This is a genomic window from Rhodococcus sp. NS-SX18 (assembly GCF_057367935.1).
On the sequence record NZ_CM170633.1, the window covers coordinates 1,534,390 to 1,554,032 of the forward strand.

A 19,643-nucleotide genomic window follows, 5' to 3' on the forward strand; every position below is an offset into this window, starting at 1 on the left:
GGCTGGGGAAGGCCGGGACCGGTCCCTGGCCCGCCTTTGCGGAGCAGGACGGGCGTGCGACGCTGGGCTCATGGTGTTCGTCCTCGCCGACCCCACCCGGCCCGCGGTTCCCGAGACCGTCGGTTTGCAGGTGACGCCCTTCTACGCGCCGGTGCGCCGGCTCGACTCGGGCGCGCTGGCGGCGGTGGAGGTCCAGTTGCGTGGCCCCGCGGGAGGACCGCTCGCCACTGCAGAGTCGCTGCGGGCGGCGGCACGGACGATGAGCGAGAAGCGGCACCTCGACTGCCTCAAGTGGTCCGTCGCGCAGTCGAGACCGATCCGGAACGTTCCCGCGCTGGTGGCGATGGACCTCGAATCGGTCGAGACCCTGGACGTCCCCGACGCGGAAGGTTTGCGGCGCGACGTCGTGGTGATCACCGAGGAGTCCTTGATCGCCAATCCGTCGCGGACGTTGCGTGCGGTGGCCGACGCCCGTCGCAGCGGCAAGGTCGTCGCGGTCGACGACGTCGGGTCGCGTCCGCAGTCCCTGGCCCTGCTGCCGCTCGTCGAACCGGACGTGATCGTCCTGGCCCCGCGGCTGTCGGCTCGTCGCGCGGACGACGCCACGGCCCGTGCCGCGCACGCCGTGGCCGCGCAGGTCGAACGGACCGGTGCGCTCGTGATCGCGGACGGCGTCGACTCGGAACCGTGCCGGCGACGGGCCCTTGCGCTCGGGGCCACCTACGGGCTCGGGGCGCTCTATCCCGCAGTCGACGCCCCGGAACAGCTCGCGGAAGAGAAGGTCGATCCCTTCCCGTCCACCCCCGTCCGCAGCGACCTCGCCGCGGAGGCGAGCACACCCTTCGCGATCGCCACGGAAGGGCGCCGGCCTGTGCACAGCCTCAAGCGCCTCCTGGTCGCGATGAGCACCAGTCTCGAGCAGCAGGCCGGGGCCGCGGGGGCGGAGACCATCGTGCTCGGCACGTTCCAGTACGCGCGGAACTTCAGTGAGCGCACCCGTGCCCGCTGGCAGTACATGGCGGAGCGGATCGCGTACGCCGGCGTGTACGGCGTGGGCCTCGGCCCCTGTGCGGAGGCGGGCATCCACCACGCGTCGCTCGACCCGGACGACCCCCTGGTCGAGGAGTGGAACGTCGTCGTCCTCGGCCCGTACTTCGCGTGCGTCCTGTCGGCCGTGGACCTGCATCGGGGCACCGACGACCTCGATCGCGAGTTCGACTACGTCGTCTCGTACGACCGCGGCACCGTGGTGCGATGTGCCCGTTCGATCCTGGACCGGTTCACCTCGGCGTAGGACGGCTCGGCGCGGGATCGACGAGGACCCCCGGGTTCAGAATGCCCGCCGGGTCGAGAACGGACTTGGCCGCCTGCAGGACCGCGGCGAACGGGTCGGGACGTTGGCGGTCGTACCAGGGCCGGTGATCCCGGCCGATCGCGTGGTGGTGGGTGATCGTGCCGCCGGCGGTCAGCAGCGCCTCCGACACGGCGGCCTTGATGTCGTCCCACTGCGCCACCGTGCTGCCCCACCGGCCCGCGGCGTAGATGCCGAAGTAGGGGGCGGGGCCGTCCGGGTACACGTGGCTGAACCTGCATGCGACCACCCCCGTCGCGCCCGCCCGCCGCAGTGCCTCCTTCGCGGCGTCGTGCACCGCCTCCCGCAGGGTGTCGAATACGTCCCAGGTACAGGAGGTTTCGAAGGTCTCGACGATCATCGACCGGGCGGCCAGGGCGTCGCGCAGGTACGGCATGCGCAGGAACGACGACCGCCACCGCCCCGCGGCGTCCGTGTCGGTCCCGTCCCCGGACGAATGCCGCGGCGGTTCCGGCAGCGTGCCGCCGTGCTCGCGGCACAGTTCGACTGCGCGGTCCGACCACGCGTCCACGGGGTGATCGGCGGACTCGAAGGCGAGCAGGAGGACACCGCCGGGGGACGCCGTGCCCGCGTTGACGAACGCCTCGACGGGGTCCAGCAGCCGGCAGTTGGCGGGCTGCAGCCCCGACTGGGCGACGGCGCGCGTCGCGGCCACCGCCGCGCCGTAGTCGGCGAAGTGCACCGAGGCGTCGGCTCGCCACCGGGGGCGAGGCTGCAGCCGCATCCAGGCCTCGGTCACGATTCCGAGCGTCCCCTCGGAGCCGAGGAACAGGCGATCCGGTGACGGACCCGCTCCCGAGCCGGGCAGGCGCCGCGACTCGCACGGGCCCGCGGGGGTGACGATCCGCATCGACTCGACCAGATCGTCGATGTGGGTGTACCCGGTCGCGAAGTGACCTCCCGAACGCGTCGCCAGCCAGCCACCCAGGGTGGAGAACTCGAAGGACTGCGGGAAGTGGCGCAGCGTCAGACCGGACGGGCGCAGGCCGTCCTCGAGCGCCGGGCCCAGGGTGCCCGCCCCGATGCGGGCCGCCCGGCTCGTGGGGTCGATCTCCCGAACCCCCTCGAGGCCGGTGAGATCCAGGCTCACCACACCGGCGAAGTCGCCGTCCAGTCGCGGCTCGACACCGCCGACGACGGAGCTGCCGCCGCCGAACGGGATCACCGCGACGCGCGCCCGGGCACACCAGTCCAGCACGTCCACGATCTCGGTTTCGCTGCTCGGTCGCACGACGAGGTCGGGCGGATGGCGCAGGTCGCCGAGCAGGTTCCGGACCACGTCCCGGAACGCGCGGCCGTGGGTATGGGCAGCCCGGTCCACCGGGTCGGAGGAACACAGCGGTGCAAGGGAATCGGGCGCGGCGATGCGCGCGGGCGGCAGTCCGAGCGACCGGACGTCGGGTGGTGGGTGGTCCGTCAGGTCGGCGCCGGGCAACAGGGCCGAGGCACGTGCGATCAGCTCCTGCAGTTCCGCGCCGCGTACCGCGTCCTCGACGGTGCCCCAGCCCCACCACGAACGCGTCCGCGTCATGACGCCCGCATCGCGGTACGCGGTCTCACGACGTGGCCTCGGGCGCCGACAGCACGAGGTCGGCGGTGGTGGTGAAGCCCACGGGTCCGCGCGGAGCCCGTCCGGAACGTTCCAGCATCAGATGCGCGGCCCGGCCGGCCAGGCGCAGCGTCGCGATCTGATTGCCGAAGAACGGGCCGGTCGCGCGGGTCCACTCGACCGGCACCGGGGGCACCTCCGACACCCGACCGAGCACGAAGCGCACAGCCCGTTCCATCGCCCGGCTCCACGAGATGCGGAACACCACCCGGACCGCGGCGGGCACATAGTTGTGCAAGGGCGAGCAGGTCAGCTGGTACACCCGGGTCGACATCGGATCCGGGAACCACGCCTGCGCGACGTAGGCGTGGTGCACGTCGCCCGAGAGCACGCAGATCGTGGCGGGCGGACGGCCGGACGGTCCGGTGCAACGGCCCCGGCCGATATCCGCGAAGAGCCGGCCGAGCCGGTCGAACGAGTCGCGGAAGGCCGCCCAGTGTTCGAGGTCCGCGCCGCGGCGGACGATCTCCGCCCAGCGGGCGACCCGTTTTCCGCGCACTCCCGCGGCGAGCCGTTCGTCCCAGGACTCGAGGTCGTGCAGCGCCCGCGGCAGCAGCCACGGCAGTGACGTCCCGACGAGCAGGTGGTCGTAGTCGCCCTGCGTCTGCCGCTCGATCCAGGAGAACTCCGGCTCCGAGACCATCTCGCGACGGCCACCGGCCAGGATCCGGCCGCAGCGCGAGTCGATCACCAGCAACCGGACGTTTCCGAGGTCGCGCCGGAAGGACCACTGGGTGCCCTTCGCGCCGTCGGCCTCCTCGTCCGCGGCCGACGCGAACTCCCGCAGCAGCGGCTCGGCATCCCCGTCGCACTTGCGGACGCGCTGGTACAGCTCGTTGCCCGCGAGTTCGGCGGGGTCGAGGTTGCCGAGGTGCTGGTACACCCAGTACGACGCGAGCGCGCCGACGATGCGTTCCTCCCACCACGAGGTGGCTTCGACCTGGTCGCGCCAGGACTGCGAGGTGTTCCAGTCGTCGTGCACGTCGTGGTCGTCGAAGATCATCGAGGTGGGGACGGTGGACAGCAGCCAGCGCACGTGGGGATCGGACCACGACTCGGCGTAGAGCCAGGTGTACTCCTCGTAGTTGCGGACCTGCGGGCCGGGAGGCTCGTCCAGGTCGTGGTGCTCGCGGAGCCGCGCGAGGGTCTGCTCGGACAGTTCGTCGGCGTAGACCTGGTCGCCGAGGAGCAGCAGCGCGTCGGGCCAGCGGTCCGGTGCCCGGGTCGTCATGCGCTGCGCGTACGCGTCGAGCGCGTCGGCGCCGAGCTTGTCGTCGTTCTCGGTGGCGGCCGTGGTGGCGAACCGGCACGAACCGAAGATCAGTTCGAGGGGGCGGCCGGTGCCGAGGGTGCGGACGACGGACGCCGGGAAGTCGGGAGGCGGCCAGACCGGATGTCCGTCGAGGCGGACCTCGTACGGAGTGGTCGAGCCGGGCTCGAGGTCGTCGATCACCACCAGTGCGTAGTGATGACCGGCAACGGTCCAGGTGTGCTCCCGGTGGCCGAGGATCTCGACGGTGCACGGTCCGGACGTCTCGACCCACACGGTGGCGTCGTGACGACCGACGTGCCGCAGGACCGGACCCAGGACGAGTTCTGTCATGGCGCCACCTACATCGGAATTCGGCTCGGCGTTACAGCCATGCGCACGAGCCTACTGGTGCATGGGTCTGCGCGGTCCGGCTCGGCCGATTCGTCGTGGGGGGTGGTGCCGGGTGCCGATGCGGAGGATCGTGTGGGATGCCGGGTGACCGGCGGACGAGAGCACCGCAAGGGGAACGGAGCGAAGCAGTTGAGTACTCAGCGCAGGTCCGAGGACCCACTGGAGAACATCGACGAGGATACGAAGCGTCGGGCGTCGGAGCAGGCGGAGGAGATGCAGCGCCGGTACGAGCCGGGCGCGCGCCCCACGGTGACGCTGCCCGGAACCGGGGGAACGGTGTCGGGCACGGCGTTCGCCGACCTCGTCGAGTCGGGGACCGACGAGGTCGACGAGGAGGGCGACACCGCCTCCGGTCGTTGAGCCCGCGCCGCGGGCGCCGAGCCCGGTCACGTCCGGGCGAGCAGGGCGTCCAGTGCCGCGTAACTCTGGCCGAGACCCTCGGCCATGCCGGAGTTCAGCATGCCGTCGCGTTCCTCGGAGGTGTGGAACTGCGAGACGGTGACCACGCGGGTGCGGCCGTCGTCGAGGTCTTCGAACGTCGCGGTGTCGATGGCGACGTACGCCGGCATGCCGTCCCACTCGAAGGACTGGACGATGCGGTCCTTGGGGGTGATCTCCCGGAATCGTCCTTCGAATCCGTGGGTTTCGCCGTCGCTGTGCTCGACGAACCGCCAGTGTCCACCCCGTTCGAACTCGAAGCGTTCGACGTCGAGGCGGTTGCCCCGGCCCCACCATTGGGCGAGTAGCTCGGGGTCGGTGTAGGCGGCCCAGACGCGGTCGCGGTCGGCGTCGAAGACGCGCTCGACCCGGATCTCCCGCTCGTGAGGAGTCGTGACGGTAAGCGGGGCAGAGGGATTCGTGGTTGTCATGACTTTCCTTTCGTTCGGTCGAGGAACTCCGCAAGGCGGTCCATGCGGCCCTCGATCATCTGCTGGTGGTCGCGGATCCAGTCCGCTTCGTGCTCGAGCCGGTTGGTGCCGAGCCGGCAGTGGCGCACGCGGCCCTTCTTCTCGGTGACGACGAGACCTGCCTCCTCGAGAAGCCGGACGTGTTTGGTGATCCCGGTCGGTGTCATCCGGTACCGGGCGGCCAGGTCGCTGATCGAGGCCGGTCCGGCGCGCAGGTCCTGGAGGATCCCGCGCCGGGTCGGGTCCGACAGCGCCGCGAACGTGGCATCGAGACTCGAATACTGAACCATCAGGTTCAGTGTTGCAGGGCGGCGGAGCCCTGTCAACGGTCCCGGCGGGCCGATACTGTGCAGTTCATGCCGAAGTCCTTCGCGTTCACAACCGAACTGGACCACCACGTCCGGGACGTGCACGCGGTCCTGACCGACGAGCGGTACTGGCTCGACCGGGTGGCGGACCGGGCGAGCGCCACCGCGATCGTCGAGGAACCGCACGGTCCGGGCAGCGTGCGGGTGACTGTCACGGACCGGTCCGAACCGTCGGAGCTGCCATCGATCGTGCGCGGCATGCTCCGCGGGCCGCTGATCGTCGAGCGCACCGACGAATGGGGTCCGCTGGTCGACGACGTGGCCGAGGGGCTGCTGTCCGGAGGAGCCACCGGCCTGCCCGTCGCCCTCGAAGGACGATCCCGGCTGCGGACGAGCCGGACCGGTGGGACGTACGTCGACGTGCAGGGGCAGGTCGTCGTCCGGATCCCGCTCCTCGGCGGCCGGATCGAGTCGATGGTGCACGGGATGGTCCGGCAGATCGTCGAGCACGATCGGATCGCGATCGCGGCGTGGCTGTCGCGCTGACCTGCCCCGACCCGTCCGGCAGCGCGTGACGCGCAGCCGCCGCGGCGAGCGCTGTCGGCGGGGTGTGATAAGCCGGTGCAGGACCGGAACACATCGAGCGACGAGGGGACCCGCGTGCTGACGCTGCACCGCGCCGAGCGCGCCGACACCCTGGCCGCCGCGCTCGCCCAACTGCTCGTCGTGCCGCTCCCCGACCCGTTCGCCCGCGAGATCGTCGCCGTCCCCGCCAAGGGGGTCGAGCGGTGGTTGACGCAGCGACTGTCGACGGTGCTCGGTGGCACCTGCGGTGACGGTGTCGCCGCCAACATCGACCACCCGTCGCCGGCACGGCTGGTGGACGAGGCGCTGGCCGCCGCCACCGGCCGGACGGCGGCGGACGACCCGTGGCACCCCGACCGGATGCTGTGGACGCTGCTCGACGTCGTCGACGACTGCCTCGACGAGCCGTGGTGCACCGTCCTCGCCCGGCATCTCGGCCGCGACGGCGTCGATCACCGCACCGGCCGTCGCTACGCCACCGCCGCCCACCTGGCCGGCCTGTTCCGCAGCTACGCGACGCAACGCCCGGAGATGCTCGTCGACTGGGCCGCCGGCCGCGACACGGACGGCACCGGCCACGGGCTCGCCGAACACCTCCTGTGGCAGGCCCAGCTGTGGCGGCGGCTGCGCGCGCGCCTCGGTGACGACAGCCCGGCGGAGCGGCTCACCGCCGCCTGCACGCGACTGCGCGCCGAGCCGGAGCTCGTGGACTGGCCGGCACGGCTGTCGCTGTTCGGCCTCACCCGGCTCACCGCGGCCCAGTGCGCGGTGCTGTCCGCGGTCGCCGCGAACCGCGATGTGCACCTGTGGATTCCGCATCCGAGTCCGGCCATGTGGGAGGGACAGGCGACCGCGGCGCCGGTTCGTCGTCGCGCCGACGACCGCAGTGCCCTCGCCGTGCAGCACCCCCTCTTGGCGAGCCTGGCCCGGGACGTGCGCGAACTACGCGCGCACCTGGCCGGTCCCGGAGTCGCCGACGTGCACCACCCCGGCGGGACCGGCCCGGACACGCTCCTGGGCCGCCTGCAGGACGACCTCCGAGCCGACCGCCCCCCGGCCCCTTCCGCGGCCGCCGACGGCACGATTCGCATCCACGCCTGTCACGGTCCGGCGCGGCAGGTGGAGGTGCTGCGCGAGTGCCTGCTGCACCTGTTCGCGGACGATCCGAGTCTCGAACCCCGCGACGTGCTCGTCATGTGCCCGGACGTGGAGACCTACGCGCCGCTCGTGCAGGCCGCGTTCGGCCAGGGCGCCGCCGCCCGGCTCGACACCTCCGGGCACCCGGGACACCGGCTGCGGGTGCGCCTCGCCGACCGCGGCCTGCGCCGCACCAACCCGGTGCTGGCGGTCGTGGCGACGCTCGTGGGTCTCGCCGACGCGCGGGTGACCGCCAGCGAGGTCCTCGACCTCGCCGGCGCCGCGCCGGTGCGCCGGCGGTTCGGCTTCGTCGACGACGACCTCGAACGGCTGCAGGAATGGACCGCCGCCGCCGGGGCCAGATGGGGCATCGGCAGAGGACAGCGAAACACTTTCGGCCTCGGGGACTTCCCGCAGAACACGTTCGGCACGGCCCTGGACCGGATCCTCCTCGGCGCGGCCGCCGACGAGTCGCAGAGCGAGTGGCTCGGACTCACGCTCCCGCTCGACGACGTCGAGAGCAACGACATCGACCTGACGGGACGGTTCGCCGAGTACATCGACCGGCTCACGGTGGCACTGCACGGCCTGCGCGGTCCCCAGCCGGCCGCGCAGTGGGCCGACGCCCTCACCCGCGCACTGGATCTGCTGACCGATGTCGATCCCGCCGACGCCTGGCAGCTCGCCCAGGCCCACCGGGAACTCGCGGCCGCCGTCGAGCACGCCGGGCCGGCGCCGCTGCGGCTGGCCGATGTGCGGGCCATGCTGACGGCCCGGCTCGCGGCCCGCCCGACGCGCGCGAACTTCCGGACCGGCGAGCTGACCGTGTGCACGATGGTGCCGATGCGGTCGGTGCCGCACCGGGTCGTGGTCCTGCTCGGCCTCGACGACGACAACTTCCCCCGCTCCGCGCACATCGACGGTGACGACGTGCTGGCAGTGAATCCGTGCCTGGGGGAACGTGATCCGCGCAGCGAGGATCGACAGTTGCTGCTCGACGCCGTCATGTCGGCGGGGGAGACGCTGCTGCTGTTCTACACCGGTGCGGACCCGGTCACCGGTGCCCGCCGCCCCCCGGCGATCCCGCTCAGCGAACTGCGCGACGTGGTCGAGACGATGGTCGGTCCCGACGGCATGGCCGACGTCCTCACCCGGCATCCGTTGCAGCCGTTCGATCCGCGTAACTTCCGGCCCGATCGCCCGCTGAGCTTCGACCGGGCCGCACTCGCGGGAGCGCGTGCCGCGCAGCATCCGGCGAAGCAGCGTCCCGGCGTGCTGCAGCGGCCGCTCGCGCCCGCCGCACGCACCGACGTCGACCTCGCCGACCTCGTCGCGTTCGTCACCCACCCCACCCAGGCGTTCCTGCGGCAGCGCCTCGGGGTGCGGGTGCCCGACCGCGACGAGGACATCGCCGACGCCCTCGATGTCGGCCTCGACCCGCTCGCCCGGTGGGATCTCGGCGACCGCATGCTCGAGGCGCTGCTCGCGGGCACGGACCCCGCGGACTTCCGGGCCGCCGAATGGCGGCGCGGCACCCTGCCGCCGTACCGGCTCGGTGAACTCGCGCTCGACGACGTCGCCGCCACCGTGGACACCCTGGTGGCGGTGTGCCGGCCGATCTACACCGGACCGGCCGACACCGTCGACGTGAACGTCGACCTCGGCGACGGCCGGCGCCTGACCGGTACGGTCGGCGGCGTCCACGGCGCCGTCGTCGCCCGCAGCACCTTCTCCCGCCTGGCGCCGAAACACCGCCTCATCGCCTGGGTGCACCTGCTCGCCGTCGCCGCGTCGGACCGGCCGGGACAGTGGCAGGCGATCACCACCGGCCGGGGGCGGTTCCGCAGCACCCCGGCCTGGCGGTCCACGATCAACGCCCCGGCCGACGCCGTGGAGCAGCTCGCCCGGCTCGTGGACCTGCGCGACCGCGGGTTGCACGAACCGCTGCCGATCGCCACCGCCGCCGCCGCGGAGTACGCCGAGCGCCGCCACCGCGGCGACTCCGTCGAGATGGGACTCGACGCCGCCGCCCAGGAGTTCGGCTCCACCTACGGCGAACGCACCGACCGCCACCTCACCTACCTGCACGGCCCCGGGGTGGCGCTGCGGGACCTGACGGCCGTCGCCGCCCGCGACGACGAGCAGACGTGGCACGGCGAGCCGACCCGTTTCGGCGCTCTCGCGCGCCGCCTCTGGGAGCCCTTGCTGTCCAACGAGATCCAGGGGCGCCCGTGACCCGAACCGTGTCCGAGTTCGACCTGCTGGGAACGCTCCCCACGGGCACCACCGTGCTCGAGGCCAGCGCGGGAACCGGCAAGACCTACGCCCTCGTCGGCCTGGCCACCCGGTTCGTCGCCGAGGGCACAGCGGAGTTGTCGCAGCTGCTGCTGGTGACGTTCAGCCGCGCCGCTACGCAGGAACTGCGCGAACGCACCCGGGACCGGTTCGCCGCCGCCGCGCGGGCGCTGGCCGACCCGGACTCCGCCCGCCGCCATCCCGACGAGCTGATCCGGCACCTCGCCGACGGCGACGTGACCACGCACCGGCGCCGGCTGCTGCGCGCCCTGTCCGACTTCGATGCCGCCACCATCGCCACCACGCACGGATTCTGCCAGCGCATGCTCGACGAGCTCGGCATCGCCGGCGAACGCGATTCCGCCGCGGTACTCGTCGAGGACGTCGAAGACCTGACCGCCGAGGTCGTCGCAGACCTGTACCTGCGCCGGTACGGCCGCGCGGACGCGGCACCGATCTCGCACGCGGAGGCCGCGGAAGCCGCGCGTGCCGCAATCTTCGACCCGCAGGCCACGCTCGCCCCCGAGGGTGCCGACGGCACGCCCGCGGGTGAACGCGTCGAGTTCGCCCGGGCCGTGCGGGCCGAAGTCGACCGCCGCAAACGCCTCGCGGGTCTGCGGGACTACGACGACCAGCTCTCGCTGCTGCACGCGGTGCTGACCGATCCCGAGCACGGCGAGGCCGCGTGCCACCGCATCGGCTCCCGGTTCCGGGTCGTGCTCGTCGACGAATTCCAGGACACCGACCCGTTGCAGTGGGAGATCCTGCGCAGCGCCTTCCACCGCCGCACGACCCTCGTCCTCGTCGGCGACCCGAAACAGGCCATCTACGCGTTCCGCGGCGCCGAGGTGCTCAGTTACCTCGGCGCAATGGAGTTCGCCGACGAGCACCAGGAACTGGTCCGCAACTGGCGCAGCGACGGGAACCTGCTCGCGGCCCTCGATCACCTGTACGGCGGTGCGGCCCTGGGGGACCCGCGGATCGTCGCGCATCGGGTCGAGGCTGCGCAGCCGCCGTCCCGGATCGCCGGCGCAGTGCCGCTGCGGCTGCGGCACCTGCCGCGTGCCGGGGCCGGCCCGTGCGGCGCCTCCGGTTTCCCGAAGGCCCCGGCGTTGCAGGCACGGGTGGCACGCGACGTCGCGGCCGACATCGCGGCGCTGCTCGGGGGTGAGGTCACGGTCGACCTCGGCGTCGGCCGGCGATCCGTCGAACCCGGCGACGTCGCAGTCCTGGTCCGGACCAACGCGCAGGTCGCCCTCGTGCACCGTGCCCTCACCGGCGCCGGGATCCCGGCCGTGCTCGCGGGAGGAACCAGCGTCTTCGCGACCCCCGCCGCGCAGGAATGGCTGCGGGTGCTGCAGGCGCTCGAGCAGCCGCACCGCCCCGACCGGGTACGTCTGGCCGCCCTGACCTCCCTGATGGGGCACACCGCCGTGGATGTCGACACCCGGGGCGACGAGCTCGTGGCCGCGCTCGGCACCCTGCTGCGCGAGCTGGACCTCGTGTTCGAGCGATCCGGCTTCGCCGCCCTCTTCGAGCGCCTCGCCGCGTCCTGCGCCCTCGAGCCGCGGCTGCTGGGCTGGCCGGGCGGTGAACGGGAACTGACCGATCTGCGGCACCTGGCGCAGCTGCTCGACGAGACCGCGGCGGCCGGGGCGCTCGGTGTCACCGCCCTGACCCGCTGGCTGACCGAACGGATCGCCGAGGCGGGCACGGCCCGCGCCGACCGCAGCCGCCGGCTCGACAGCGACGCCGCCGCGGTACAGGTGCTGACCGTCCACGCCAGCAAGGGACTCGAATTTCCCGTGGTCTACGTGCCGTTCGCGTGGGAGTCGGGCGTGCGGCCGAAACCCGACCGGCTCCTGCTCCACGACGACTCCGGGCGCCGGATCCTCGACGTCGGCGGGGAGGGCAGCCCCGGGTACGGCGACCGTCGCCGGCGCCACGACGACGAGGTGGCCGGGGAGGAACTGCGGCTGCTGTACGTCGCGCTGACCCGCGCACGCTGTCACCTGGTGCTGTGGTGGGCGCCCGGGTACGGCACCCCCGGCGCCCCGCTGCACCGCCTGCTGTTCGGCCGGGCACCCGGCACGTCCGACATCGCTCCCAAGGCACGCGTGCCCGAGGACCCGATCGTGGCGCAGCAACTCGACGCGTGGGCCGACCGCGCTGCCGGATCGGTGTCCGTCGAGGCCGTCGGATCGGCGCCGATCCCCACCGTCACGTGGGTGCGTCCGCGTGAGACCGTCGTGGACCTCGAGGCGGCACGCTTCGACCGCGAGCTCGACGACGCCTGGCGGCGCACCTCGTACACCGCCCTCACCGCCGCCGCCCACGACGAACCCCAGGTGCGTGCGGAGACGGAGCAGCCGGTGCCCGTCGACGAACCGGAGGAACCGCCGCTGCTGCCGGCCGACGTGCCGAGTGACGGCATCGTGTCCCCGATGAACGCCCTGCCCGGCGGGGCGGTGTTCGGCACACTCGTGCACGCGGTGCTCGAAGTCGTCGACACCGCTGCCGCCGACCTCGGCGCGGAACTGCTGCGCTGTTGCCGCGACACCGTCGCCGAACAGTTCTCCGACGTCGACCCCGAGGAGCTGGCGACGGCACTGCTGCCGGTCCTGCGTACCCCGCTCGGCGGGGACGCGGGCACTCTCGCCGACATCGCCCCGGCCGACCGCCTCGCCGAACTCGACTTCGAGCTGCCCCTCGCCGGTGGGGACGATCCGGTCGCCACCACCGTCACCCTCGACGGTGTCGCCCGGTTGCTGCGTGCGCACCTGCCCGCCGACGACCCGTTCGTCTCCTACGCCGATCTCGTCGCAACTCTCGAGCCCACCCCGCTGCGCGGCTATCTCACCGGCAGCATCGATTCGGTGCTGCGGATCCACGGCACCGAGCCGCGGTTCGTGATCGTCGACTACAAGACGAACCGCCTCGGACCGGAGGAACTCACCACCGCCCACTACACCCGGGACCGGATGGCGCAGGAGATGCTGCGCGCCCACTATCCGATGCAGGCGCTGCTGTACGCCGCCGCCCTGCACCGGTACCTGCGGTGGCGGCTGCCCGGCTACGACCCGGCCGTGCATCTCGGCGGCGTGCAGTACCTGTTCGTGCGCGGCATGGTCGGTCCGGAGACCCCGGCGGGCTGCGGCGTGTTCGACTGGACGCCGCCGCCCGCTCTCGTCGTCGCACTGTCCGATCTGTTGGCAGGCAAGGAGATTCCGTGACCGACGCCCAGGTGGCCCAGCGCGGCAAGGGTGCTCTGCGGGCCTTCAACGAGGCCGGGGTGCTCGCGGCCGCCGACGTGCACGTCGCGCTGCGGCTCGCTCAGCTGGCGGGGGAGACCGCCGAGGAGGTACACCTCGCCACCGCGCTGGCCGTGCGCGCCGTGCGCGCCGGTTCGGTGTGCCTGGACCTGACCCGGCTGCGGGAGATCACCGTCGACGAGTCCGCCGAGGTGGATCTCGCGGCGCTGCCGTGGCCGGACGACGACGCCGTCGTCGCCGGCCTGCGGCGCAGCCCACTCGTCGTCGGCGGCGACCGCGGCCCGCTGCGTCCGCTGTGCCTGGTCGAGACCGCCGACGGTCCGCTGCTGTACCTCGACCGCTATTTCCGTCAGGAGGAAACGGTCCGGCGGATCCTCGACGCCCGTGGGCTCGGTCATCCCGTCGTCGACGAGGCGGCGCTCGAGCGGGGACTGCGCGAGCTGTTCCGCGACCAGCACGATCCCGGTCGCCCGTCCGCCGCCCCGGACCGGCAGCGCATCGCCGCGGCGCTGGCCGCCACCGGGTGGACTACGGTCATCGCGGGTGGGCCGGGCACCGGCAAGACCCACACCGTCGCCCGGATACTCGCGCTGCTGACCGCGCTGCACGGCCCCGCCCTGCGGATCGGGTTGGCCGCGCCCACCGGCAAGGCCGCGGCCCGGCTGCAGGAATCCGTCCGCGAGCAGGCCGGGCCGCTGGGGCTGCGCGCCGATCTGTCCGCGATGACCCTGCACCGCATGCTCGGTTGGCAGCGCGGCCGCACCAGGTACCGCTACCACGCCGGCAACCACCTGCCCTACGACGTCGTGGTCGTCGACGAGACGTCGATGGTGTCGCTGACCATGATGTGCCGGCTGCTCGAGGCCGTCCGTTCCGGGACCCGGCTGATCCTGGTGGGCGATCCGGACCAGCTGACGTCGGTCGATGCCGGCGCCGTCCTGGCCGACCTCGTCGCCCGTCCCGTGACCGCGGCGGGAAACCCGGTCCTCGGGCGCGTCGTCGGACCCGACCTCGACGCCGGCGACGACCCCGCCGAGGCGTCGCTCTCACCGGGGGAGCGGAACCGGCTGCGCGGCGGCGTGATCCGGCTCAGCCGCGGCCGGCGGTTCGGCGGCGACATCGCGCACCTGGCCGTCGCCGTGCGGGAAGGTGACGCCGACGCGGTCATGCGGATCCTCGACGGCGGTGGCGCCGAGGTGTCCTTCCACGCCCCGGACGACCTCGGGGCCCTGCGCCGCGACGTCGTCTCCACCGCCGCGACGGTCACCGCCGCCGCCGTCGCGGGCGACGACGTGACCGCCCTCGAGAAGTTCGAGACGCACCGCCTGCTGTGCGCACACCGCGAGGGTCCCTACGGTGTGCAGTGGTGGGCGCGCCGGGCGATGGAGTGGATCGCCGCCGACACCGGCCGGCGGCTCGACACCGAGCGCTGGTATCCGGGTCAGCCGCTGCTCGTCACCGCCAATGATCACGAGACGCGCATCTACAACGGCGACACGGGCGTCGTGGTCGTCGACGCGGACGGTGAACCCGTTGCGGCGTTCGCCCGCGGCAAGGAACCGTTCCGGCTCCACCCCAGTCGGCTGTCGGCCGTGCAGACCGTGTACGCCATGACGATCCACCGCAGCCAGGGCAGCCAGTACGGCACGGTCTCGGTGATCCTGCCCCCGCCCGAATCCTCGTTGCTGACCCGCGAATTGCTGTACACCGCGATCACGCGGGCGCGTGGTCACGTGCGCCTGATCGGCACCGAGGAGGCGGTCCGTGCCGGGGTCGAGCGGCGGGTGCTGCGAGCCAGCGGACTGCGCCGGCAGCCGCGCGCCTGACCCCCGCACGGCGTGGCCGAATGTCACATCGGTTCGATCGGATCGAAGCGATGTGACATCGGGTCGACGGGTGCGCGGTGGCCGACGAGGTGCCGGACGACGTACCCGGCGTCCGCGCCGGCCCCGCCGACGAGCATCGACCGGAACGACGACTGGAAGCACAGCCCGGTGAAGTACAGGCCGGGGACGGTGGTCACCACCCCGCGCTCCTCGAGCGGCCAGCCGTCCGGGCCGAGCGCAGGCAGGTCGATCCAGTCGTAGACCTGCCGGAAGCCGGTGCACCACAACACGTTCGTCACATCGAGGACGCGCCCGCCGGCGAGGACCAGACGCCCGTCGACGACCCCGGTGACCCGTTCGGTGATGCGTTCGACGCCGAGCTCCGCGAGATCCTCCCGCTTGACCCGCAGCAGGGGTGCGCCGTGCCGGCGTTCGTGCTCCCGCACCTTCCGGCCGAGGGGGGTGCGTACGGAGAGCACGTGGCCCCACACGAACCACAGGACCGGGAACAGCACCCGCATCCGGCGGCTCTCGATCCGCACCGGGAGCTGCCCGGTGTCGCGGCCGCACAGGATCGTCGGATGGGACGTCGCCACCTCGTATGCGAGGTCGCCGCCGGAGTGGGAGGCGCCCACCACGAGCACCGGGCCGTCGGTCAGCTGCGTCGGATTGCGGTACTCGCTCGAGTGCAGCTGCACGATCCGTGGGTCCAGTTCGGCTGCGAACTCCGGGATGCTCGGGGTGCGGCCGAACGTGCCGGTCGCGACGACGACGTTGCCGGCCTCGATCCGCGTGTCCCCGCAGTCGAGGAGGAAGCGGTCGCCGTCGCGCGACAACCGCCGCACCCGGGTGCCGCCCGCCACGGGCAGATCGAACCGCGCGGCGTACGCCTCGAGGTAGTCGGCGACGTCGTCCTTCGTCGGGAACCGGTGCGGATCGCCGGGGAACGGCATGCCGGGCAGGCCGTCGTATCCGGCGGGACTGTACAGGCGCAGCGAATCCCAGTGGCTGCGCCAGTTGTCGCCGATCCGACGGTTCGCGTCGACGATCAAAAAGGGGCGGCCGTGCCGGGCGAGGTGGTAGCCGACGGACAGACCCGCCTGGCCTGCGCCGATCACGACGGTGTCGATCTGTCGGGGTGCGCTGTCGGTGGTCATCGGAAACTCCGGGGCTCGAGGGGGCTGTGCGGACGACGCTAGGCGCCGGCGCCGCCGGCCGCGTCGGGCGAAGTGTGTAGCCGGCCGCGCATCCGGATGGGTAGTTCTGTGCAGCTCAGAGCAGGTGGTGCTCGTACGCGTAGGCCGTCGCGGCCGCCCGGGACTGCACGTCGAGCTTGGTGAAGATGTTGCTCAGGTGCCGCGCCACGGTCTTCTCGCTCAGCACCAGATCCCGGGCCACGGCCCGGTTGGTCTTCCCCGTCGCGACCGCCCGCAGCACCTCGACCTCGCGCGGGGTCAGCCGGCCCCGCCCGACCGGCCGCGCCGGAATTCGTGCGAGGTCCCGCAGGTCCGGCTCGGCGTGCAGGTCCCGGAACGTCGCCGCCGCGGCCTCGTACTCGAGCCGCGCCGTCTCGGCGTCACCGAGCGCGTCACAGCAGCGGCCCTGCAGCACCCGCACCCGAGCGCATTCGTAGGGCGCCTCGAACTCGCGCCAGAGTCCGCACGAGCGGCGCAGCCGCTCGAGTGCGGCACGCGGTGCCCCCTCGGCGAGCAGGACGGCGCCGGTGACCTGCTCGGCCATCGCGCTCAACGCCGGAGCGGCCTGGTCGCGGGCCAGCGCCGCGAGTTCGTCGGCGCTGCGGCGCGCGGCCGCGACGTCGCCGACGGTGAGAGCGATCTCCACGTGACCGGCGAGCATCCGCGGGCGGTGGAGGGGTGAGGATTCGCCGAGCGCCCGCCGGATCCCGGCGAGCGCCGCGTCGGTGTCACCCTGGCGCAGACGCAACAGCGCCATACCCGGCTGGATCTCGCGGCCCAGCCGGCCGGCATGGCGGTAGGCCTCCTCGGCCTCGTCGAACTCGCCGCGCAACCGGTGCAGTTCACCCTGCTCGTACCGGGCCATGCCGACGGCCGGTTGCCCCGGCGGGTCCGACAGCCGCCGGAACGCGAGCCGGGCCAGCTCCATGGCCTCCGCCCAGGCGCCCTCGAGTTGCAGGATCTCCGCGCGGTGCACGAGACACTGTCCACGGAAGGGGACGAGGCCGGGCTGGGCGTCGCACCAGCGGCCGAGTGCCCGCGTCCATTCCCGGGCCCGTTGCAGCTGGTAGGTACCCTGGCAGGCCTCGATCGCCGCGCAGTACACCAGACCGGCGACGACCGGGGAGACCTCGTCGAGGGTCACGCCGACCATCACCTCGTCCAGCGCGGCGAGACCGCCGGTGACATCGCCGAGCAGGATGCGGCACTGCCCGAGGCCGAGGGTGCCCAACGCGACGAGGTCGGCGTCGCAGCAGGACCGGCCGATCTCCTGGGCGGCGGTGAATGCGGGCAGCGCGTCGGCCGGACGATTCGCATGCATGTCCTGCACCGCCGCCGGCAGCATCAGGAACCCGCGCGTTGCGCAGTCCGGGCGGCCGGGCTCGGTCAGGTGCTGCGCGCGGGCGAGCCAACCGCCGGCGCGCGCCACTTCGCCACGGTTCATCAGCAGGAAGCAGAGCCAGAACGCGCTGCGTCCGGCGCGTTCGGGGTCGTCGGCCTCGACGTGCGCCCGGAACGCCCGTTCGTACAGCGTCACGCAGTCGTCGTCCCGGCCGACGAGGTACGCGGACCGGGCGAACAGATCGAGATCGTCGGCGGTGAGGGGCTCGTGCGCGTCGGCGGCGCGGAACCTGTCGAACGCCCGCGTCCAGTCGCGCGCGTGGAACGCTGCCCGCGCGTGGCCGAGCACCGTCGTCGGGCCCATCCTCGCTCCCTGCGGCGACCGAGCGTGCACCGAGTGGTTGCCTGCGATCCTACGCCCACCGGCCCCCGATTCCGGGTGCGCAGCGAGAGATCAGTCCGGCAGGCGGGGCCGGGTACGGACCGGTGCCAGGCCGGAGACGAGGACGACGGCGGTGATCGTGCCGGCGGCCATGATCGCGGCGAGGACGACGATCTGGAAGCGTCCTGCCTCGAGCGGCGAGACACCGCCGAAGATCGCGCCGACGAAGGCGCCCGGCAGCGTCACCAGCCCGGTGGTCTTGGTCTGGTCGGTCGACGGGATCAACGCCGAGTGGACGGCGAGGCGCGTGAGCTCGCGGGTGGACTGCCGCGGCGTCGCACCGAGCGCCAGCCAGCCCTCGACGGTGTCCCAGTTGTCCCCGGTCAGCTCTGTGAAGCGACGCCCGGTGAGGGTCGCGACGGTCATCGCGTTGCCGACGACGATGCCGCCGATGGCCAGCACGTACCGAGGGGAGAACTCGATGGTGCCGGTGACGAAGACGATCGTGAGGGTCACGGCGATCCCGAGTGCCATCGCACCGGACACCAGGGCCACGTGCTGCGGGCTCCAGCCGATCCGGCGCGAGGCGGTCAGAGCGGCCACCGTGAACATGACGAGCAGGGCGGCACCCACCCAGATCGGATTCGTGATCACCCCGGACAGGACCACGCTGATCAGGGCCAGCTGCACGGCGCCCCGCAGCACCGCGAGCGCCGGCGCGAAGTGGTGCGGGGCGCGGTAGCCCCACAGCACCGCGGTCGTCACCCCGACGAGCAGTGCCAGCCCCACGAGGGTCGGTGCCAGCTCGGACGACCAGGTCACCCTGCGGAGCGTATCCGCCCGGGGCGGGAGGTGACCGAATGTGACATGCGTTCGATCGAATCGAACCGATGTGACATTCGGCCCACCGCCAGCGGGTTCAGCGGATCAGATTCCCGAGGTCCACGGGGATCTGCGCGCCGGTGATGTACTTCGCCTCGTCGGAGCACACCCACGCGACGACGGCAGCGACGTCCTCGGGCTGCAGGATCTCGTAGGGCAGGGAGTTCATGTAGATCGGGCCGAGGGTGCTCGCGTACTTCGCGATGAGCGGATGCAGGTCGTCGACCTTCATGCCGGTCTCCACACCGGCCGGGTGCACGGTGTTGACCCGGATCCGGTGCTCGCCCAATTCGTTCGCCATCGTCTTCGCCAGGCCGGTGATGCCGTGCTTGGTGGCGACGTAGTGACCCGTGAAGGGGGTGCCCTTCAGGCCCGAGACGGAGCTGGTGAAGACGACCGCTCCGCCCTCGCCCTGCTCGATCAGATGGGGCACGGCCGCTTTCGCGGTGTGGAACACGCCGGTGAGGTTGACGTCGACGGTCTCCCGCCACTGCGCGAGGGTGATCTCCCAGGACAGTGCGCCCGAGCAGATGCCGGCGTTCGCGACCACCACGTCGAGGCGGCCGAGCTGCTCGACGCCGTCGGCCAGGGCCCGCGACAGTGCGTCGAAGTCCCGCACGTCCGCGGTCGTGGCGACGATGCGACGGCCCGTCTTCTCGACCAGACGCACCGTCTCCGCGAGATCCTCTTCCGTCGCGCCCGGGTAGGCGGTCGAGGCGAAGTCGGTGCACGCGTCGATCGCGATGATGTCGGCGCCCTCGCTGGCGAACTGCACGGCTTCGGCGCGGCCCTGACCGCGCGCCGCGCCGGTGACGAAGGCGACCTTCTTCTCGAAACGGCCGGCGGTCTCCATGTTTGCCTCCTCGG

Annotated in this window: 14 protein-coding genes; 6 read left to right on the plus strand and 8 right to left on the minus strand. The window is 72.6% G+C overall.

What is annotated here, in order from left to right; translation table 11 throughout:
• Positions 1 to 70: 70 nt before the first annotated feature.
• Positions 71 to 1,294, plus strand: a complete 1,224-nt coding sequence (locus tag AC2IPW_RS07210; protein ID WP_053085911.1) for an EAL domain-containing protein — start codon at positions 71 to 73, stop codon at positions 1,292 to 1,294.
• On the opposite strand, the gene AC2IPW_RS07215 is transcribed toward AC2IPW_RS07210, so the two are convergent.
• Positions 1,281 to 2,903, minus strand: coding sequence for an FAD-binding oxidoreductase (locus tag AC2IPW_RS07215; RefSeq protein WP_486376572.1), 1,623 nt, complete (start codon positions 2,901 to 2,903; stop codon positions 1,281 to 1,283). The genes AC2IPW_RS07210 and AC2IPW_RS07215 overlap by 14 nt on opposite strands.
• 25 nt (positions 2,904 to 2,928) lie before the next feature.
• Positions 2,929 to 4,584 carry an alkaline phosphatase D family protein gene (locus tag AC2IPW_RS07220; protein WP_003935040.1) on the minus strand — a complete coding sequence of 552 codons (1,656 nt, stop codon included), beginning with the start codon at positions 4,582 to 4,584 and terminating at the stop codon, positions 2,929 to 2,931.
• Between the two features lie 219 nt (positions 4,585 to 4,803).
• Here AC2IPW_RS07220 and AC2IPW_RS07225 point away from each other — a divergent pair, with 219 nt between their 5' ends.
• Positions 4,804 to 5,004, plus strand: coding sequence for a hypothetical protein (locus AC2IPW_RS07225; protein ID WP_371384496.1), 201 nt, complete (start codon positions 4,804 to 4,806; stop codon positions 5,002 to 5,004).
• A gap of 26 nt (positions 5,005 to 5,030) precedes the next feature.
• On the opposite strand, the gene AC2IPW_RS07230 is transcribed toward AC2IPW_RS07225, so the two are convergent.
• Together AC2IPW_RS07230 and AC2IPW_RS07235 are read right to left on the minus strand one after the other, a co-directional pair.
• Complete coding sequence (locus AC2IPW_RS07230; protein WP_003935038.1) at positions 5,031 to 5,513, minus strand: SRPBCC family protein; 483 nt, start codon at positions 5,511 to 5,513, stop codon at positions 5,031 to 5,033.
• Positions 5,510 to 5,842, minus strand: coding sequence for an ArsR/SmtB family transcription factor (locus tag AC2IPW_RS07235; protein ID WP_003935037.1), 333 nt, complete (start codon positions 5,840 to 5,842; stop codon positions 5,510 to 5,512). Before AC2IPW_RS07235 ends, AC2IPW_RS07230 begins: the two co-directional genes overlap by 4 nt.
• A gap of 66 nt (positions 5,843 to 5,908) precedes the next feature.
• Here AC2IPW_RS07235 and AC2IPW_RS07240 point away from each other — a divergent pair, with 66 nt between their 5' ends.
• From AC2IPW_RS07240 to recD, 4 genes are all read left to right on the plus strand, one after another.
• Entirely contained in the window at positions 5,909 to 6,406 is a 498-nt protein-coding gene (locus AC2IPW_RS07240; RefSeq protein WP_040781399.1) for a DUF2505 domain-containing protein, read from the plus strand.
• A gap of 114 nt (positions 6,407 to 6,520) precedes the next feature.
• Complete coding sequence (recC, locus tag AC2IPW_RS07245) at positions 6,521 to 9,817, plus strand: exodeoxyribonuclease V subunit gamma (protein ID WP_486376573.1); 3,297 nt, start codon at positions 6,521 to 6,523, stop codon at positions 9,815 to 9,817.
• On the plus strand, positions 9,814 to 13,110 hold the full coding sequence (locus AC2IPW_RS07250; RefSeq protein WP_486376574.1) for a UvrD-helicase domain-containing protein: 3,297 nt from the start codon (positions 9,814 to 9,816) through the stop codon (positions 13,108 to 13,110). The genes recC and AC2IPW_RS07250 overlap by 4 nt, the downstream gene beginning before the upstream one ends.
• A complete protein-coding gene (gene recD, locus AC2IPW_RS07255; protein ID WP_486376575.1) occupies positions 13,107 to 14,975 on the plus strand; it encodes an exodeoxyribonuclease V subunit alpha in 1,869 nt (622 codons plus the stop codon). The genes AC2IPW_RS07250 and recD overlap by 4 nt, the downstream gene beginning before the upstream one ends.
• Positions 14,976 to 14,998: 23 nt before the next feature.
• Here the strand turns inward: recD and AC2IPW_RS07260 are convergent, their stop codons facing one another.
• From AC2IPW_RS07260 to AC2IPW_RS07275, 4 genes are all read right to left on the minus strand, one after another.
• Positions 14,999 to 16,132 (minus strand): flavin-containing monooxygenase, encoded by a 1,134-nt coding sequence (locus tag AC2IPW_RS07260; RefSeq protein ID WP_486376576.1) that lies wholly within the window; start codon positions 16,130 to 16,132, stop codon positions 14,999 to 15,001.
• A 115-nt stretch (positions 16,133 to 16,247) separates the two neighbouring features.
• Positions 16,248 to 17,876 carry a LuxR C-terminal-related transcriptional regulator gene (locus AC2IPW_RS07265; RefSeq protein ID WP_486376577.1) on the minus strand — a complete coding sequence of 543 codons (1,629 nt, stop codon included), beginning with the start codon at positions 17,874 to 17,876 and terminating at the stop codon, positions 16,248 to 16,250.
• Between the two features lie 90 nt (positions 17,877 to 17,966).
• Positions 17,967 to 18,716 carry an ABC transporter permease gene (locus AC2IPW_RS07270; protein WP_289378270.1) on the minus strand — a complete coding sequence of 250 codons (750 nt, stop codon included), beginning with the start codon at positions 18,714 to 18,716 and terminating at the stop codon, positions 17,967 to 17,969.
• A 97-nt stretch (positions 18,717 to 18,813) separates the two neighbouring features.
• Positions 18,814 to 19,629, minus strand: coding sequence for a mycofactocin-coupled SDR family oxidoreductase (locus AC2IPW_RS07275; protein ID WP_486376578.1), 816 nt, complete (start codon positions 19,627 to 19,629; stop codon positions 18,814 to 18,816).
• Between the last annotated feature and the right edge of the window lie 14 nt (positions 19,630 to 19,643).

Excerpts from the sequence above, each read along its gene's own strand:
- AC2IPW_RS07265 (WP_486376577.1), bottom strand. The coding sequence starts at position 17,876 with ATGGGCCCGACGACGGTGCTCGGCCACGCGCGGGCAGCGTTCCACGCG.
- AC2IPW_RS07230 (WP_003935038.1), bottom strand. The coding sequence starts at position 5,513 with ATGACAACCACGAATCCCTCTGCCCCGCTTACCGTCACGACTCCTCAC.
- AC2IPW_RS07240 (WP_040781399.1), top strand. The coding sequence starts at position 5,909 with ATGCCGAAGTCCTTCGCGTTCACAACCGAACTGGACCACCACGTCCGG.
- AC2IPW_RS07215 (WP_486376572.1), bottom strand. The coding sequence starts at position 2,903 with ATGACGCGGACGCGTTCGTGGTGGGGCTGGGGCACCGTCGAGGACGCG.
- AC2IPW_RS07220 (WP_003935040.1), bottom strand. The coding sequence starts at position 4,584 with ATGACAGAACTCGTCCTGGGTCCGGTCCTGCGGCACGTCGGTCGTCAC.
- AC2IPW_RS07235 (WP_003935037.1), bottom strand. The coding sequence starts at position 5,842 with ATGGTTCAGTATTCGAGTCTCGATGCCACGTTCGCGGCGCTGTCGGAC.
- AC2IPW_RS07210 (WP_053085911.1), top strand. The coding sequence starts at position 71 with ATGGTGTTCGTCCTCGCCGACCCCACCCGGCCCGCGGTTCCCGAGACC.
- AC2IPW_RS07275 (WP_486376578.1), bottom strand. The coding sequence starts at position 19,629 with ATGGAGACCGCCGGCCGTTTCGAGAAGAAGGTCGCCTTCGTCACCGGC.
- AC2IPW_RS07260 (WP_486376576.1), bottom strand. The coding sequence starts at position 16,132 with ATGACCACCGACAGCGCACCCCGACAGATCGACACCGTCGTGATCGGC.